Origin of the sequence: Actinacidiphila glaucinigra (assembly GCF_035918135.1) — a bacterium.
Classification (GTDB): Bacteria; Actinomycetota; Actinomycetes; order Streptomycetales; family Streptomycetaceae; genus Actinacidiphila; species Actinacidiphila glaucinigra.
Genome location: NZ_CP109144.1, coordinates 3,556,943 through 3,571,493 on the forward strand (window position 1 = coordinate 3,556,943; position 14,551 = coordinate 3,571,493).

The following is a 14,551-nucleotide window of genomic DNA, read 5'->3' on the forward strand; positions in this document are numbered from 1 at the left end:
TGGCTTTCGCCGGAAGCGATCCTACGATAGACAGAGTCCAAGTCAAGAAGAGCCCCAAACTCATACCCGGTCGGAATACGGACTGTCACTGTTAAGCTGTTCGCATCCCACTGATAGGTGAAATGGAATGAGTGACCTGCTGGAACGACTGCGCGGCCGCGGGTGGCGCATGACCGCGCAGCGGCGCGTCGTGGCCGAGGTCCTGGACGGCGACCACGTCCACCTGACCGCCGACGAGGTGCACGCGCGGGCGGCGGCCCGGCTGCCCGAGATCTCCCGCGCGACCGTCTACAACACCCTCGGCGAACTGGTGTCGCTCGGCGAGGTCATAGAGGTCGCCACCGACGGCCGCGCCAAGCGCTACGACCCCAACGCCCACCGGCCGCACCAGCACCTGGTGTGCTCCGGCTGCGGCACCGTCCGGGACGTCCACCCGCACGGCAACCCGCTGGCGGACCTGCCCGACGCGGAGCGCTTCGGCTTCACCGTCTCCCAGGTGGAGGTCACCTACCGGGGCCTGTGCCCCGCCTGCGCCTGACGCTGGGCCGCCCGCCGCACGCGTTCCGCGGCCTTGCGCACCCCCGGCTCCGGCCGGGTACGCCCCACCCACACCGTCTCCACCGGCACCTGGCCCGCCACCTTGGAGAGCGCCTCGAAGGCCTCCCTGGCCACGCCGGGGTCCGGGTCCACGGCCAGCGGCGCCAACTGCGGCAGCAGCCCCTCCCGCGGGACGAGCCGGCCCGCCGCGCGTACCGCGGCCCGGCGCACCACCGGCGGCCACGGGGCGCGCACTTCGCGCGCCAGCCGCAGCACCAGCGGTCCGTCCGAGGCGTCCCCGCACTCCCCCAGCCCCGTCACCAGCCCGGCCACCAGCCGCGGCGGGCTCTGCGGGCCGCAGCGCAGCAGTTGCCTGCGGTACGCCAGCGCCGGGGGCTCACCCCTGCTGTACAGCCGCCAGCGGGCCTGGGCGCGGACGATCCGCGCCGGGTCGGCCAGCGGCGCCGTCAGCCGGGCCGCGGGCACGTCGTCCGGCAGCGCCGCGACCGCCAGCTCCCGCACGGCCGCCGAGCGGGCCCACAGCAGGCGCCCCGCCTGGTCCGGGTCCATCTGCAGCAGCCGCTCGGCGCACAGCCTGCGGCAGACCTGGTCGGGGTCGCGCAGCGCCGTGCGCACCAGGTCTCCGCGTACGAACTCCCCCAGCTGCAGGGCCAGCTCGACCCCGAACCGCCGGGTCAGCGGGTCCGCGTCGGCCGCCAGCGCACGCACCGCACGCCGGGCCTCGGGGGCCGCCAGCACCCCGCGGTACGCCTCCGGGGTGTGCACGGCCCGGCTCCGTCCGCGCAGCCTCAGCAGCAGCCGTACGGCCGCGGCGGCCTCGTCCGGGGCGGTACGCCGCAGAAGCGCCGCCAGGGCCGGGTCGCGGACCTGGTCCACCCAGTCCGCCGTACGCAGCGCGAGGGCCGACGCCACCAGCGGCCCGCCGTGCACCGCCAGCTCCTCCACGGCGGCCTGCCGGGTCCGCCCGTCCCGGTCCATCGCGGCCAGCAGCAACCGCAGCGGCTCGCTGTCGCCGGGCGCCGGGGGTGCGCCTTCCTGCACCCGCGCGGCACGGTCCAGCAGCAGCCACAACCGGGGCGGCGCCGCGGCCAGCGCCTTCAGCGCCGCCGCGCGGTCGTAGGCGGCGTCCTCGTCCCCGGCGGCGCTCCGCAGCTCACGGAGCAGCTCCTCCACGTCCGCGGCCGCGCACAGGCGACCCCACCGCGTCACATCCCTGAGTTCCGTCGGCCGCCGCTTACGCCGCCTGCGAAGCAACCCCGCCTCCTCGCGCCACCTGAGGGCCTGTCCTCAGGATCGCGCGCCGGCGCCGGCCGGCCCAGGACCGTCCGCACCCTTTTGCCCGAACCATGCCTTGGCTGTACCGAACGCATACGACAAGGGCCCGGAAGCCATGGCTTCCGGGCCCTTCTCTTCAGTAGCGGGGACAGGATTTGAACCTGCGACCTCTGGGTTATGAGCCCAGCGAGCTACCGAGCTGCTCCACCCCGCGTCGTTGTGCCCTTAGATTAACCTCCCGGGGCTGAGCAGCGCAAATCGCTTCTCACGCGGAGAGCTCGTGCTCCAGGGCGTCGGTCAGCCGGGCCGCCCGCTCGGCCACCTCGGCGGGGCCGCACTCGACGGCGCGGGCGCACCACGCCTTGGCGTCCGCGAGCTGTCCGTGCCGCGCGGCCAGCAGCGCCAGCCGCAGCGCGGCGCGTCCGTGCCCCGCGTCGGCGGCACGGGTCCACCACAGGGCCGCCTCCGGCTCCGCGCCCTCCCGGGCGAGGAGCAGCCCGAGGTTGAAGGCCCCGTTGCGGCTGCCGCCCTCTGCGGCCTCGCGGTACCAGTGGGCGGCGTCGACGACGTCCCCGCGCTTGGCGGCGCACATGCCGAGCCGCACCTGGGCGCGGCGGTGCCCCTGGCCGGCGGCGCGGGCGTACCACTCCTCGGCCTCGGCGGCGGCCTCCTGCGTGTCCTGGGCGTCCAGCAGCGCCCCGAGCCGGAACGCACCCTCCGGACTGCCGCTGCCCGCGGCGCAGCGCAGGTGGCGCTCGGCGCCGTGCGCGTCGCCCTCCTTCTGCAGGGCGATGGCCACCTGGAGCGCTGCCTCGCCGTGCCCGCTGGCCGCGGCGCGCTCGTACCAGCGCCGCGCGGTGGCGTCGTCGCTCCGCCCGGCGTACAGGATGCCGAGGTTGAAGGCGGCGTCCACGCTGCCCGCCTCCGCGGCCTTGGAGAACCACGGCTCGGCGCCCGCGGCGTCGCCGCGCTGCAGCAGCAGCACGGCGAGCGCGTTGGCGGCCTCGCGGTGCCCGGTGTAGGCGGCCTTGCGGTACCACTGCTCGGCCTGGGTGGTGCGGCCCTGGGCGGCGCAGAGCAGCCCGAGGTTGAAGGCGCCGTTGACGTCACCCGCCTCGAGTGCCGCCCGGTACCAGCGCTCGGCGGTCTGGGTCTCGCCCTCCTGGGCGTGCAGTGCGCCCAGGGCGTTGGCCGCGTTGCCGTCGCCCGCGTTGGCGGCGCGCCGCCACCAGGTGGCGGCGCCGTCGACGTCGCCGGCGTCGCGCAGCAGGAAGCCGAGCGCGCAGGCGGCGCGCGGCTCCCCGTCACGGGCGGCGGTCAGGTACCAGCGCTTGGCCTCCTCGAACTCGCCGCGCTCCTCCAGGAGCGTGCCGAGACGCAGGGCGGCCCTGCGGTGCCGGCGGGCGGCGGCCTGCCGGTACCACTGCTCGGCCTCGCGCTCCTCGCCGCGCTCGGCGCAGATGCGGGCGAGCCGGTAGGCGGCCTCGCGGTGGCCGTGCTCGGCGGCGGCGTGGAACCAGCGCTCGGCGCCGACGTCGCGCCGGTGGTCCAGGAGGTCGGCCAGCGCGTACGCGCCCAGGGTGTGCCCGGACTCGGCGGCCTGGCGCAGCCAGTACTCCGCCCCGGGTTCGTCGCCGCGCTCGCGGAAGTGCCGGCCGAGCGCGTGCGCGGCCGCGGCGGAACCGGCGACCGCGGCGATCCGCCACCATGCGGCGGCCTCTTCGGCGTAACCGCGCTGGTGCAGCAGCAGGCCCAGGTTGTTGGCGGCCGGACGGTCCCCTCCGGCGGCTGCGCCGCGCAGATGGGGCTCGGCGCCCTCCAGGTCGCCGCGGCGCAGCAGCATGGTGCCCAGCACGCTCATGGCCCCGATGTCGCCGTGCTCGGCGGCCCGCCGGTGGCGCGCCTCGAGTTCGGCCTCCTCGCGGGCCTCCAGGGTCTCCTCGTCGGGGAGTTCGGACTCGATGAGGCGCTCCTCGTCGAGACCGCCCACCCGCGGACCGGGCAGCAGGTCGGCGACGGCGGGCACGAGCGCGGTCCCGGTCGCGGGCACGGTCGTCCGCCCCGCGGACCCGATATCCCGGATCTGACGAGTCTTCAGCAGCCTTGCACCATCCCCCATGAGGTCCATCGTCGCATCACCCGTACCCGCAGTACACCTGGTATGCGGCAAACCTGCAGGTTCTGCCGATCCCAGTCGGTCACTTCGTAGGTCACTACAGCGTTTTGTCGACTTCCCGACAGGATGCCCGCCGAAACCTCAGCGGAAGGAGTTCCCCCCATACAAGTGAAAGGGCCCGGAGTCTATTGACTCCGGGCCCTCTCCGACAGTAGCGGGGACAGGATTTGAACCTGCGACCTCTGGGTTATGAGCCCAGCGAGCTACCGAGCTGCTCCACCCCGCGTCGGTGCACCAACAGTACCACGACGCGGGATGGGTCCCGTCAGCCCGTCTTCTCCGCCTGCTGCTCGGCGTCCTTCGCACGCTTCAGCGCGTCGGCGAGATCCTTCTGCGCCTGGCCGTACGCGCCCCAGTCGCCGTCCTTGAGCGCCTTCTGACCCGCGTCGTACGCCTGCTGGGCGTCCTCCAGGGCCTGGGCGACCGTCGGGTTGCCCGCGGCCGGCGGCTCGGTGCCCCCGCCGCCGCCCGTCTCCGGTGGCGTCACGGGCTCCCCGCCGTCCGAACCGAAGACGGCGTCGAGCGCCTGCCCGAGCGTGTCCTCGAACTCGGTCTGGCCGCCGTAACTCACCAGGACCTTCTTCAGCAGCGGGTAGTTGGTGCCCGCGCCGCGGACGTAGACCGGCTCCACGTACAGCAGCCCGCCGTCAAGCGGCACGGTCAGCAGGTTGCCGTACTCGACCTCCGAGTCACCGCCCTTGAGCAGCCTGATCTTCTCCGCCACATTGGGGTCGGAGTTGAACTGGCTCTGCACCTGCTGCGGACCGGACACCGTGGTGTTCGACGGCAGCTTCAGCACCCTGATCGCGCCGTACTCCGGACTCTTCGCGTCCGCGTCGACCGCCATGAACGCGCTGAGGTTCTCGCGCTTGTTCGGCGTGAACGTCGTGGTGAGCGAGAACGCCTGGCCGTTCTGGCCGGGCATCTTCAGGCTCAGGTAGTACGGCGGCACCGACTTCCCGGTCTTGGCGGCCGGGTCGTTGGGCACCGCCCACACCTCACTGCCGCTGTAGAAGGTCGACGCCTTGGTGACGTGGTAGCGCGTCAGCAGCTCGCGCTGCACCTTGAACAGGTCCTGCGGGTAGCGCAGATGCGCCATCAACGCGTCGTCGATCGCCGTCTTGGGCTTGACGGTGTCCGGGAAGGCCTTCATCCAGGTCTTCAGCACCGGGTCCGCGGTGTCCCACTGGTAGAGCGTGACCTTGCCGCTGTACGCGTCGACGGTCGCCTTCACCGAGTTGCGGATGTAGTTGACCTGGTTCTGCTGCGCCAGCACGGCGCGCTGCCCGTCGGTCAGCGAGTCCGCGGTGGTGTCGCCGAGCGTCGTGCGCGAGGAGTACGGGTAGCCGTTGCTCGTCGTGTAGGCGTCGACGATCCACACGATCCGCCCGTCCACGACCGCCGGGTAGGAGTCCCCGTCGATCGTCAGCCAGGGCGCGACCGCCTCGACCCGCTCCTTGGGCATGCGGTTGTACAGGATCTGCGAGTCGTCGCCGACGGCGCCCGAGTAGAAGATCTGCGGCTCGCCGAAGGACACCGCGTAGGCAAGCCGGGTCACCGGGTTCTTCAGGCCGACACCGCTCTTGGCGGTGTACGTGTACGGCTTCTCACCGTTGTCGTCGGTGTAGTCGATCTCCGGCGTGGACTTGTCGCCGACGATCGACCACTGCTTGGTCTGCTCGCCGTAGTAGATCCGCTGCTGGTACGTCCCGAGGTCGCCCTTGGTCGGCAGGTTGTACTCGGTGAAGTCCGGCTCGCCGCTGGCCGTCGTGGTGGTGCCCTTGGCGGCCACCATGCCGTAGCCGTGCGTGTACTTGAAGTGGTCGTTGATCCAGCTGTGCTGCGGGATGCCCTCCAGGTTCAGCTCCCGCAGGCCCACCACGGTGTCCTGCTCCTTGCCGTCGATCGTGTAGCGGTCGACGTCGAGCGTGGACGGGAAGGCGTAGTAGCCGCGCACCTTCTGCAGCTGCTGGTAGGTCGGCGACACCACGTTCGGATCGAGCAGGCGGATGGACGCCGCCGTGTCGGCGTCGCTGCGCAGCTTCTCCTTGGCGTCGCTGCTCGTGCCCGTGTAGTCCGTCACATCGGCGTGGTCGATGCCGTACGCCTCACGCGTGGCGTCGATGTTCTTCTGGATGTACGGCTGCTCCTTGGCGGCCTCGTTGGGCTGCACCTGGAACTTCTGCACGATCGCCGGGTACAGGCCGCCGATCAGGATCGCCGACAGCACCATGAGGCCGAAGCCGATCAGCGGCAGCGACCAGGTGCGCCGCCACAGGGTGGCGAAGAACAGCAGCGCGCAGATGATGGCGATGGCGAACAGGATCGTCTTGGCCGGCAGATAGGCGTTGGCGTCCACGTAGCGCAGACCCGTCCAGTCGCCCGACCTGAGGTTGCCGGACTTCACCGCCAGCGAGTACCGGTCCAGCCAGTACGCGACCGCCTTCAGGGTGACGAACAGCCCCAGCAGCACCGACAGGTGCCCGGTCGCCGCGGCCGTGGCCCGGCCGCCCGGGGAGGTGATCCGCAGGCCCCCGTACAGGTAGTGCACCAGCGCCGCCGCCAGCAGCGACAGCACGACGGCCGCGAAGCCGAAGCTCAGCAGGAAGCGGAACCAGGGCAGGTCGAAGGCGTAGAACGAGATGTCGACGTGGAACTGCGGGTCCTTGGTCCCGAACGGGGTGGAGTTCGTCCACAGCAGCCATGTGCGCCACTGACTGGAGGCGGACGCGCCCGCGATCAGCCCCACGAGCGCGCAGACGGTGAGCAGCACCCACTTCTTGTAGGGGGCGATGCCCATCCGGTAGCGGTCGAGGCTCTGCTGCTCCATCGACATCGCGCTCAGCGGCGGCCGCAGCCGGTGCGCCAGGTACACGTTGACGCCGACGGCCGCGGCCATCAGCAGGCCGAAGACGAAGAACAGGCCGATCTTGGTCCACAGCGTGGTGGTGAAGACCGAGGAGTAGTCGACGGAGCGATACCAGAGCCAGTCGGTCCAGAAGCCCGCGAACATGACGAACGCCATGGCCAGCACGGCCAGTACGCCCAGGGTCATCAGCAGTGTCCGGGCTCGCCGCGACGGGCGGCCCACTCTGATCCGTGGCCCGTGCGGACCCCCGCCACGGTCCGGCATCTGGAATACCAAGGTGCGCACCTCGAAGTGTCGGTCTCCGTCGGACGCCGTCCCGGCGCCCACTGATGCAACTTACTCAGCGTTTACTCAGTTCCCCAAGGCTCCCGATTGGGGATGCGGGTCACAGAACAGGCAGGATATTGAGCATGTCCAACATCACGTCCGAGGGTGCGCCGCTCGCCGCGAACCCGCTCACCCGTGCCGTCCTGGAGATCGACGACTATGCGTCCGGCCTGGGCTGGGACCAGCCCGCCCGGCTCTTCGCCCTGGTCGACACCGCGGCGCTGCGCACACAGGAACCCAAGCTCGCCGAGGAACTCGGCCTCGGCGGCCAGACAGCCGCCGGGCTGACCCCGATCGAGCAGGACGAGCTTCCGGCGGGTACCGCGCTGGACGAGTTCCTCGCCACCATCGCCTGGCCGGGCGTCGTCAGCGGCTGCGCGCTCACCGTGGAGCGGCTGATGCTGCCCCCGTCCGCGGAGGAGTCCATCCCCGAGGGGCTGGACGACGCCGCGCTGGCCCGCTGGGTCGCCGGGCACCCCGACCGCCACGAGGTCCGCATGACCGTGGGCGTGCTGCGGGACGGGTCCCGGGAGGCGGCGGTACGGCTGCGCGAGAAGGACTCCCCCACCGAGGTGCTGACCGGCTCCGCTCTGGTGCCGGGGCTGGCCGAGGCCCTGGCGGCGACCTTCGAGGACTGACGCCGACGGCCCCGGGGAGCGCTCCCCGGGGCCGTCGGACCGTGCGGACGCGCCGGGCTCAGCCCTTCGTGCAGGAGGGCAGGGCCGACGTACGGCCCTCGCCGATGTCCTTGAGCGCGTCCAGGGCGTCGTCGATGGTCTTCACCTTGACCAGGGTGAGGCCGCCCGGGGTGTCGGCCGCCGCCTCCGCGCAGTTGTCCGCGGGGGTGAGGAAGTACTCGGCGCCCTTCTGCCGTGCGCCGATGGTCTTCATGTCTATGCCGCCGATGGGGCCGACTTTGCCCTCGTCGTCGATCGTCCCCGTGCCCGCGACGAACTTGCCGCCGGTGAGGTCCTCCGGGGTGAGCTTGTCGACGATGCCCAGCGCGAACATCAGGCCGGCGCTCGGGCCGCCGACGTCCGCCAGCTTGATGTCGATCTTGAACGGGAAGGTGTGCTCGACCCCGGCCTGGATGCCCACGACCGCCCGGGCCGCGCCGTCGTCGGCCGACTTCGCCGTGGTGATGGTCACGTCCCGCGTGGCGTCGCCCTTCGCGCCCTTGGGCACGACGGTGAAGACCACCTTCTGCCCCGCCTTGTGCTTGGTGACCAGCTCGGCGACATCGCCCGCCACCTTCACCGGCCGGCCGTCCACGGCCTTGACCACGTCGCCCGCGTGCAGCTCGCCCTCGGCGGGGGCGCCCTTGACCACGGCGGAGACGATCACCCGGGAGCCGACGGGTATGCCGAGCTCGTCGAGCGCCGCGACCTTCGCGCTGTCCTGGGACTGCGTGAACTCCTCGGCGTTCTCCTGGTCGGCCTGCTCGGCCGTCTGCCCCTTGGGGTAGAGCGTGTCGTGCTCGACGACCTTCTGGTCGTGCGCAAGCCAGCCGACGACCGCCTCGACCAGGTTCATCGAGTAGTCCGCGCTCGTCACCCGCACCGTGGTCATGTTGAGGTGACCACTGGCCGGATACGTCTTGTGCCCCGAGATCTGCAGCACCGGATCCCCGCCGTGCGACCCGAGCGTGTTCACCGTGGGCCCCGGCGACATCTCCGCGTAAGGGACGCGCCACAGCAGCGCGACGCACAGCAGCGCTATCAGGGTCAGAGTCGATGCGAGCAGCGTCGCGGTGCGGCGTGGCATGGAACGACAGTACGGTACGTGACCGTCAGCCGCCCCGTGGGCCCTCAGGCCGGTCCGCCCGATCCGGTGCGCTGCATCGCCTCGCGGAAGCGCTCGTAGTCGGCGAGCGAGGCGCCGTCCCCGGTGGAGCGCGTACGCGCCGCCCAGCTTCCCCAGACGGCCGCGGCGACGGCGGCGACCAGCGGGATGAGCAACCATGCGAGCGCTGCCACTTCGGCCTCCTGGACGCGCATGCCGATCAAGAACTATGAGCAGACTAATCTTCTGCTGCTACAACGTTCAGAGCGGGTCGCAGGTTACGCAACCGCAGGTGGGCCACCCAGTGGGGAGTCCGGTGGGGAACCGCGCGTCCGGTGGTCAGTGGGCGCAGGCTCCGACCCACTCCTCGGTGCCGTCGGCGAAGGCCTGGTGCTTCCAGACGGGGACCTCGCGCTTGAGGTCGTCGATCAGCCTCCGGCAGGCGGCGAAGGCCTCGGCCCGGTGCGGGCAGGAGACCGCGACGACGACCGCGAGGTCGCCGACCCGCAGTTCGCCCACACGGTGGACGGCGGCCAGTGCCCTGACCGGGAAGTCCGCGGCCACCTTCTCCGCGACCCGGCGCAGCTCCGCCTCCGCGCTGGGGTGCGCCGAGTAGCCGAGCCCGGTCACCTCGGCGCCCGAGGGGCCGTCGTGATCACGGACCGTGCCGACGAACAGCGCGGTGCCCCCGGCGGAGTCGTGCCCCACCGCGCGGAAGACCTCGTCCACGGACAGTTCGGTGTCCCGGATCGCGATGAGCCGGAGGGGTTCGTCGTGCGTCTGTGCCATGCGGCTCATGCTGCCCCATCGCCCGTCATGCGGAAACCCCCTTCCGGAGCGAGTTCGCGCGGCGACGCTCAGACACCGCGGCGCCTGCGCGCCCTCCGCACCATCGCCGCCGTGCCCACCAGGGCGACCGTCGCGCCCGCCGCCCCGAGCGTGGCCGCGTCCTTGCGCCCCAGGCGCCGCCCGACGACGGAGTTGCGGCCGGAGACCTCCTCCAGCAGGACGGCCAGCACCTCCTCGTTGGTCCACTTCGGCCGCCAGCCCGACTCGTGCAGCCGGCTGCCGCTGACCACCCAGGGATGCATCGTGTACGCCAGGTCGCCCGCCGGGGAGGGGGTGAGCCCCAGCCGGTGCAGCCGGGAGGCCGCGCCGAGCGCCACCGCGGGCGGCAGCTCCATGCGCCGGATGCCCGAGAGCTCCTCGACCTCCTCCTGCTCCAGCCAGCCGTCGCAGCCCACGGCCATCTCGCCGTCGACCTTCTCCAGCGCCGCGTGCTCCATGGCCGTCACCAGGTCCTCCACGTGGCAGAACTGCCAGCAGGGACGGCTGCCGCCCACCACCAGCAGGCGCGGCGACTCGAAGTAGCGGGTGAGCGCGGTGTCGGTGCCGCCCACCAGCACGGCCGGGCGCAGGATCGTCACATTGAGGCCGGGATGGGCACGGGGGGCTCGCTTGCCGAGCCGCTCGATCTCCAGCAGATCGCCCACGAAGGACGCCTCCGCGGTCGCGCGCAGAGGCGCGTCCTCGGCGAGCGGGACGTCGTTGTCCGCATGGGCGCCGTAGACCATGGCCGAGGTGCACAGCACCACGCGCCGCACGCCCGCGGCGGCCGCCGCGGTGAGCACCGTCTGGGTGCCGCGCACGTTGAAGGCGCTGCGCGCCTTGGGGTCGGACTCCAGGTCCAGGTCGAGCGCGAGGTGGACGACGACATCGACGCCGCGCAGCCGCTCGGCGATCGCCGGGTCGCGTACGTCGAGCACCGCCCACTGGGCGCCGGGAACGTCACCGCGGCGCTCGTCGATCGCCACGACCTTCTTGACCTGGTCGGATTCGGCCAGGCGCAGGGCCAGCAGCAGGCCGACGCCGGAGGCGGCGCCGGTGACGGCGACCACGGGTCCGGCGGGGGCCCGGCCGCCGCTCCGCTCTGGGCGAACGGTCGGTTCTGGGGAACTCACCAGGTGTCTCCCACGGTTGTCTCTGGTACCGGGTGCGCGGTCCGCAACCGCGGTCCGTACGCAGCCATCCTGCCTGACGGGTGTCTAGGCTGGAGGTACAGCCCACAACACACAGAGCCGAGGAAACCGTGAGCGACATCCCATTCGGATTCGGAGTCCCTCCCGAGGAGCCCGAGGAAGGGGACGACGGCAAGAAGCCGGGCGGTTCCGGCGACAGCTCCCGGGGACCGGCCAATCCCTTCGGTTTCGGCGGCGCGAACCCCTTCGGCGGCGGACCGGGCGGGGACAATCCCTTCGCCGCGATGTTCGGTTCGCTGAACCCCAACGACCTCGGCGCGGCCTTCCAGCAGCTGGGCCAGATGCTCTCGTACGAGGGCGGCCCGGTGAACTGGGAGATGGCCAAGGACATCGCCCGGCAGACGGTGGCCCAGGGCACCTCCGAGGGCTCGAAGGACGTCAGCGTGGGCCCCGCGGACCGGGCGAAGGTCCAGGAGGCGCTGCGGCTGGCCGACCTGTGGCTCGACGGGGTGACGTCGATGCCCTCCGGCGCCGGTTCGGCCGTGGCGTGGAGCCGCGCCGAGTGGGTCGAGGCGACCCTTCCGGTGTGGAAGGAGCTGGTCGACCCGGTCGCCGAGCGCGTCGGCACGGCGATGGGCGACGTGCTGCCCGAGGAGATGCAGGCCATGGCCGGCCCGCTGCTGGGCATGATGCGGTCCATGGGCGGCGCCATGTTCGGCACCCAGATCGGGCAGGCGCTGGGCACGCTCGCCGGTGAGGTCGTGGGCTCGACCGACATCGGCCTGCCGCTCGGCCCGGCCGGCAAGGCCGCGCTGCTCCCCGCCAACGTGGAGGCCTTCGGCCTGGGCCTGAGCGTGCCGCAGGACGAGGTCCGGCTCTACCTGGCGCTGCGCGAGGCGGCGCACCAGCGGTTGTTCGCCCACGTGCCGTGGCTGCGGGCACACCTGTTCGGCGCCGTCGAGGGTTACGCCCGCGGTATCAAGGTGGACACCGCGAAGCTGGAGGACGCGGTCGGCCACCTCGACCCGTCGAACCCCGAGGCGCTCCAGGACGCCCTGCAGCAGGGCATGTTCCAGCCCGAGGACACCCCGGCGCAGAAGGCGGCGCTGGCCCGCCTGGAGACGGCCCTCGCCCTCGTCGAGGGCTGGGTGGACGCGGTCGTGCACGCGGCCGCCGCACCGCACCTGCCGTCGGCCGGGGCGCTGCGCGAGACGCTGCGCCGCCGCCGGGCGAGCGGCGGCCCCGCGGAGCAGACCTTCGCCACGCTGATCGGTCTGGAGCTGCGGCCCCGCCGGCTGCGGGACGCCTCCCGGCTGTGGGCATCGCTCACCGACGCGCGCGGCGTCGACGGGCGCGACGGGCTGTGGGCCCATCCGGACATGCTGCCGACCGCCGCGGACCTGGACGACCCCGACGGCTTCGTCCACCACGAGCAGCTGGACTTCTCCGAACTCGACAAGATCCTCGGCGAGGCCGCGGGCGGTCATGTGAAGGACGTCCGGCGGGACGAGGACGAACGCGGCGACACCGACGAGGGCAAGGGCGACGACGAGAAGTGACTCTGCACGACGACGCGGTGCGCGTCCTGAAGGACTGGTCCGCGCCCGACACGGGCCAGGAACGGCTCCGGGAGACCTATCTGGCCCACCTGCAGGAGCACCCGGACGGCATGTGGAAGGCCTGCGCCGAGGGACACGTCACGGGCAGCGCCCTGGTGGTGGACCCGGAGCGGGGAAGGGTGCTGCTGACCCTGCACAAGAAGCTCGGGATGTGGCTGCAGATGGGTGGTCACTGCGAACCGGAGGACACCTCGCTGGCCGCGGCCGCGCTGCGCGAGGGTGTCGAGGAGTCGGGCATCCGCGGGCTCACCCTGCTGCGCCCCGAGCCGGTCAACCTCGACCGTCACCTGACGCCGTGCGCCTGGCACCTGGACGTGCAGTACGCGGCGGTGGCCCCGCCCGGCGCGGTGGAGGAGATCAGCGAGGAGTCGCTGGACCTGAAGTGGTACTCCTACGACGAGGTCGCCGACGTCGCGGACGGTTCCGTCCGGACGCTGCTGGCCCGCACCCGCGCGCTGCTCTGAGGCGGCGCGCGGGGCGGGACCCGCGGCGGGCTCTCAGCGGTTGCTGAAGATGTTGCCCTGGTTCATGCCGTGCGCGCCCTGCTGGCCGAAGCCGTACTGCGCGGCGACGCCTCCGCCGAGCTGGGCGTTCTGCGGCGGCATCAGCTCGCTGGGCTGCACCAGGACGTAGCCCTGGCCGAGGAAGTTGAGCTCCCAGCCCTCACCGGTGTTGCCGCGCCGCCGCCAGACGCCCGAGGAGCTGGTCTGGGCCTGCATCTGCACCCGGAGCGAGGACGACCAGGCGACGACCGCGTCGGAGTCGGCGGAGACGTACTTGTCCGGGGTGACCGGCATCAGCAGCGGCTTGCCCGAGGTCATCAGCGCGACCTTGCCGTGCCCCGTGATGTTGAGGTTGTAGGCGCCGCTGCCGGAGATGCCGAACTGGCTGTCGACGGAGATGACCTCCCAGTGCAGCCCGGAGTCGAGCGCCAGCACATAGGCGCCGTCCACGGTCAGGCCCTCCTGGTCCACGTCGACGACGTGGACGTGCTGGGCGAGGTTGGCCAGGTAGACCGTGCCCTGCCCGGAGCAGCGCATCAGCTCCAGGCCCTCACCGGTGCGGTGGCGGGCGGAGCGCTGGGCGTGGCTCTGGTACTCGCCGTCGAACTCGATCAGGCCCTGGTACGCGACCATGGCGCCCTTGCGGGCCAGGCAGTCGGTGCGGCCGTCGAGCTTGACCCGCAGCAGGTACGGGTTCTGGAGTGCGTACTGGTCCTCGGTCTGGACCTCGGTGTAACCGAAAAGCGGGCTCTGCATGGTGTCTCGCTCCCCCTCAGCCCCGGACTCGGAGGCGGTCGGTGCTGTCCTCACTGGGCTGTACGACGACGAAGCCCTGGCCGGAGAAGCCGATCTGGAAGGCCTCGCCGCTGCCGCGCCCGATGAGGGCGGACGCCTTGAAGCTGCGCTTCGCCTTCGTCTTCAGCCCGCTCGACCAGGCCACGAGCGCGTCCGGGTCGACGTAGGTCTCGTCCTCGCCGCGGCCGCAGTCGACCACCACCGGGGTGCCGCGCGAGGTGATGGCCACCCAGCCGGTGCCCGAGATCCCGACGTTGAACAGACCCTGGCCGGCGAACTTGGCCAGGCCCTTCACCCGCTCCACGCCCCACTGCAGGTGGGCGTCGAAGGCGAGCAGATTGCTGCCGTTGACCGACAGGGCCTCGTTGTTGAGGTAGACGCACACGACGTCGGCGCCGTAGTCCGCGAGGTACAGCAAGCCGTCGCCGGAGCACTTCATGATCGGTGCGCCCTCGCCGGTGAGCCACTGCGAGGCCATCTGGCGGACGGCGGGCGGGTTGGGCTCGTACTGGACGAAGCCCTCGTAGGCGACCATCGAACCGGTGCGCGCGAAGAGGTCCTGGCCGCTCTGCATGGCGACCTTCAGCATGCTGCTGCCGTGGTTCTCCATGCGGGCGGTGACCGGTGCCGGGGCGTACCCGGAGATCAATGACTGGTCCATGACGGGC

13 protein-coding genes and 2 tRNA genes are annotated in these 14,551 nt (G+C 72.0%); 4 read left to right on the top strand and 11 right to left on the bottom strand.

Going from position 1 to position 14,551, the window contains the following annotated elements; translation table 11 throughout:
- Positions 1-127: 127 nt before the first annotated feature.
- Entirely contained in the window at positions 128-538 is a 411-nt protein-coding gene (locus OIE69_RS15540) for a Fur family transcriptional regulator (protein ID WP_326572532.1), read from the top strand.
- Here the strand turns inward: OIE69_RS15540 and OIE69_RS15545 are convergent.
- From OIE69_RS15545 to OIE69_RS15565, 5 genes are all read right to left on the bottom strand, one after another.
- Positions 508-1,767, bottom strand: a complete 1,260-nt coding sequence (locus OIE69_RS15545; RefSeq protein ID WP_326572533.1) for a HEAT repeat domain-containing protein — start codon at positions 1,765-1,767, stop codon at positions 508-510. The genes OIE69_RS15540 and OIE69_RS15545 overlap by 31 nt on opposite strands.
- A gap of 206 nt (positions 1,768-1,973) precedes the next feature.
- A tRNA-Met gene (locus OIE69_RS15550) sits at positions 1,974-2,047 on the bottom strand.
- A gap of 51 nt (positions 2,048-2,098) precedes the next feature.
- On the bottom strand, positions 2,099-3,961 hold the full coding sequence (locus tag OIE69_RS15555; RefSeq protein WP_392567513.1) for a tetratricopeptide repeat protein: 1,863 nt from the start codon (positions 3,959-3,961) through the stop codon (positions 2,099-2,101).
- Positions 3,962-4,161: 200 nt separating this feature from the next.
- Positions 4,162-4,235 (bottom strand) — tRNA-Met (locus tag OIE69_RS15560).
- A gap of 39 nt (positions 4,236-4,274) precedes the next feature.
- Positions 4,275-7,142: a UPF0182 family membrane protein gene (locus tag OIE69_RS15565; protein WP_326581176.1), complete on the bottom strand. Its 2,868-nt coding sequence runs from the start codon at positions 7,140-7,142 to the stop codon at positions 4,275-4,277.
- A gap of 146 nt (positions 7,143-7,288) precedes the next feature.
- Between OIE69_RS15565 and OIE69_RS15570 the strand changes: the two genes are divergently transcribed.
- Entirely contained in the window at positions 7,289-7,843 is a 555-nt protein-coding gene (locus tag OIE69_RS15570; RefSeq protein ID WP_326572535.1) for a PPA1309 family protein, read from the top strand.
- 58 nt (positions 7,844-7,901) lie between these two features.
- Here the strand turns inward: OIE69_RS15570 and OIE69_RS15575 are convergent, their stop codons facing one another.
- The 4 genes from OIE69_RS15575 to OIE69_RS15590 all read right to left on the bottom strand — a co-directional run bounded on the left by OIE69_RS15575 (position 7,902) and on the right by OIE69_RS15590 (position 10,948).
- Positions 7,902-8,969 (bottom strand): YlbL family protein, encoded by a 1,068-nt coding sequence (locus tag OIE69_RS15575; RefSeq protein ID WP_326572536.1) that lies wholly within the window; start codon positions 8,967-8,969, stop codon positions 7,902-7,904.
- Positions 8,970-9,013: 44 nt separating this feature from the next.
- Positions 9,014-9,181 (bottom strand): hypothetical protein, encoded by a 168-nt coding sequence (locus OIE69_RS15580; RefSeq protein ID WP_018561540.1) that lies wholly within the window; start codon positions 9,179-9,181, stop codon positions 9,014-9,016.
- 145 nt (positions 9,182-9,326) lie between these two features.
- Positions 9,327-9,785 (bottom strand): molybdenum cofactor biosynthesis protein MoaE, encoded by a 459-nt coding sequence (locus OIE69_RS15585; RefSeq protein ID WP_089224062.1) that lies wholly within the window; start codon positions 9,783-9,785, stop codon positions 9,327-9,329.
- 59 nt (positions 9,786-9,844) lie between these two features.
- Positions 9,845-10,948 (bottom strand): SDR family oxidoreductase, encoded by a 1,104-nt coding sequence (locus OIE69_RS15590; protein ID WP_326572537.1) that lies wholly within the window; start codon positions 10,946-10,948, stop codon positions 9,845-9,847.
- 128 nt (positions 10,949-11,076) lie between these two features.
- Between OIE69_RS15590 and OIE69_RS15595 the strand changes: the two genes are divergently transcribed.
- A complete protein-coding gene (locus OIE69_RS15595; protein ID WP_326572538.1) occupies positions 11,077-12,525 on the top strand; it encodes a zinc-dependent metalloprotease in 1,449 nt (482 codons plus the stop codon).
- Complete coding sequence (locus tag OIE69_RS15600; RefSeq protein ID WP_326572539.1) at positions 12,522-13,049, top strand: NUDIX hydrolase; 528 nt, start codon at positions 12,522-12,524, stop codon at positions 13,047-13,049. The genes OIE69_RS15595 and OIE69_RS15600 overlap by 4 nt, the downstream gene beginning before the upstream one ends.
- 33 nt (positions 13,050-13,082) lie before the next feature.
- Here the strand turns inward: OIE69_RS15600 and OIE69_RS15605 are convergent, their stop codons facing one another.
- Entirely contained in the window at positions 13,083-13,844 is a 762-nt protein-coding gene (locus OIE69_RS15605; protein ID WP_326572540.1) for an AIM24 family protein, read from the bottom strand.
- Positions 13,845-13,860: 16 nt separating this feature from the next.
- A complete protein-coding gene (locus OIE69_RS15610) occupies positions 13,861-14,544 on the bottom strand; it encodes an AIM24 family protein (protein ID WP_326572541.1) in 684 nt (227 codons plus the stop codon).
- Positions 14,545-14,551 lie beyond the last annotated feature (7 nt).

Excerpts from the sequence above, each read along its gene's own strand:
- OIE69_RS15540 (WP_326572532.1), top strand. The coding sequence starts at position 128 with ATGAGTGACCTGCTGGAACGACTGCGCGGCCGCGGGTGGCGCATGACC.
- OIE69_RS15555 (WP_392567513.1), bottom strand. The coding sequence starts at position 3,961 with ATGGACCTCATGGGGGATGGTGCAAGGCTGCTGAAGACTCGTCAGATC.
- OIE69_RS15565 (WP_326581176.1), bottom strand. The coding sequence starts at position 7,142 with ATGCCGGACCGTGGCGGGGGTCCGCACGGGCCACGGATCAGAGTGGGC.
- OIE69_RS15570 (WP_326572535.1), top strand. The coding sequence starts at position 7,289 with ATGTCCAACATCACGTCCGAGGGTGCGCCGCTCGCCGCGAACCCGCTC.
- OIE69_RS15575 (WP_326572536.1), bottom strand. The coding sequence starts at position 8,969 with ATGCCACGCCGCACCGCGACGCTGCTCGCATCGACTCTGACCCTGATA.
- OIE69_RS15585 (WP_089224062.1), bottom strand. The coding sequence starts at position 9,785 with ATGAGCCGCATGGCACAGACGCACGACGAACCCCTCCGGCTCATCGCG.
- OIE69_RS15605 (WP_326572540.1), bottom strand. The coding sequence starts at position 13,844 with ATGCAGAGCCCGCTTTTCGGTTACACCGAGGTCCAGACCGAGGACCAG.
- OIE69_RS15610 (WP_326572541.1), bottom strand. The coding sequence starts at position 14,544 with ATGGACCAGTCATTGATCTCCGGGTACGCCCCGGCACCGGTCACCGCC.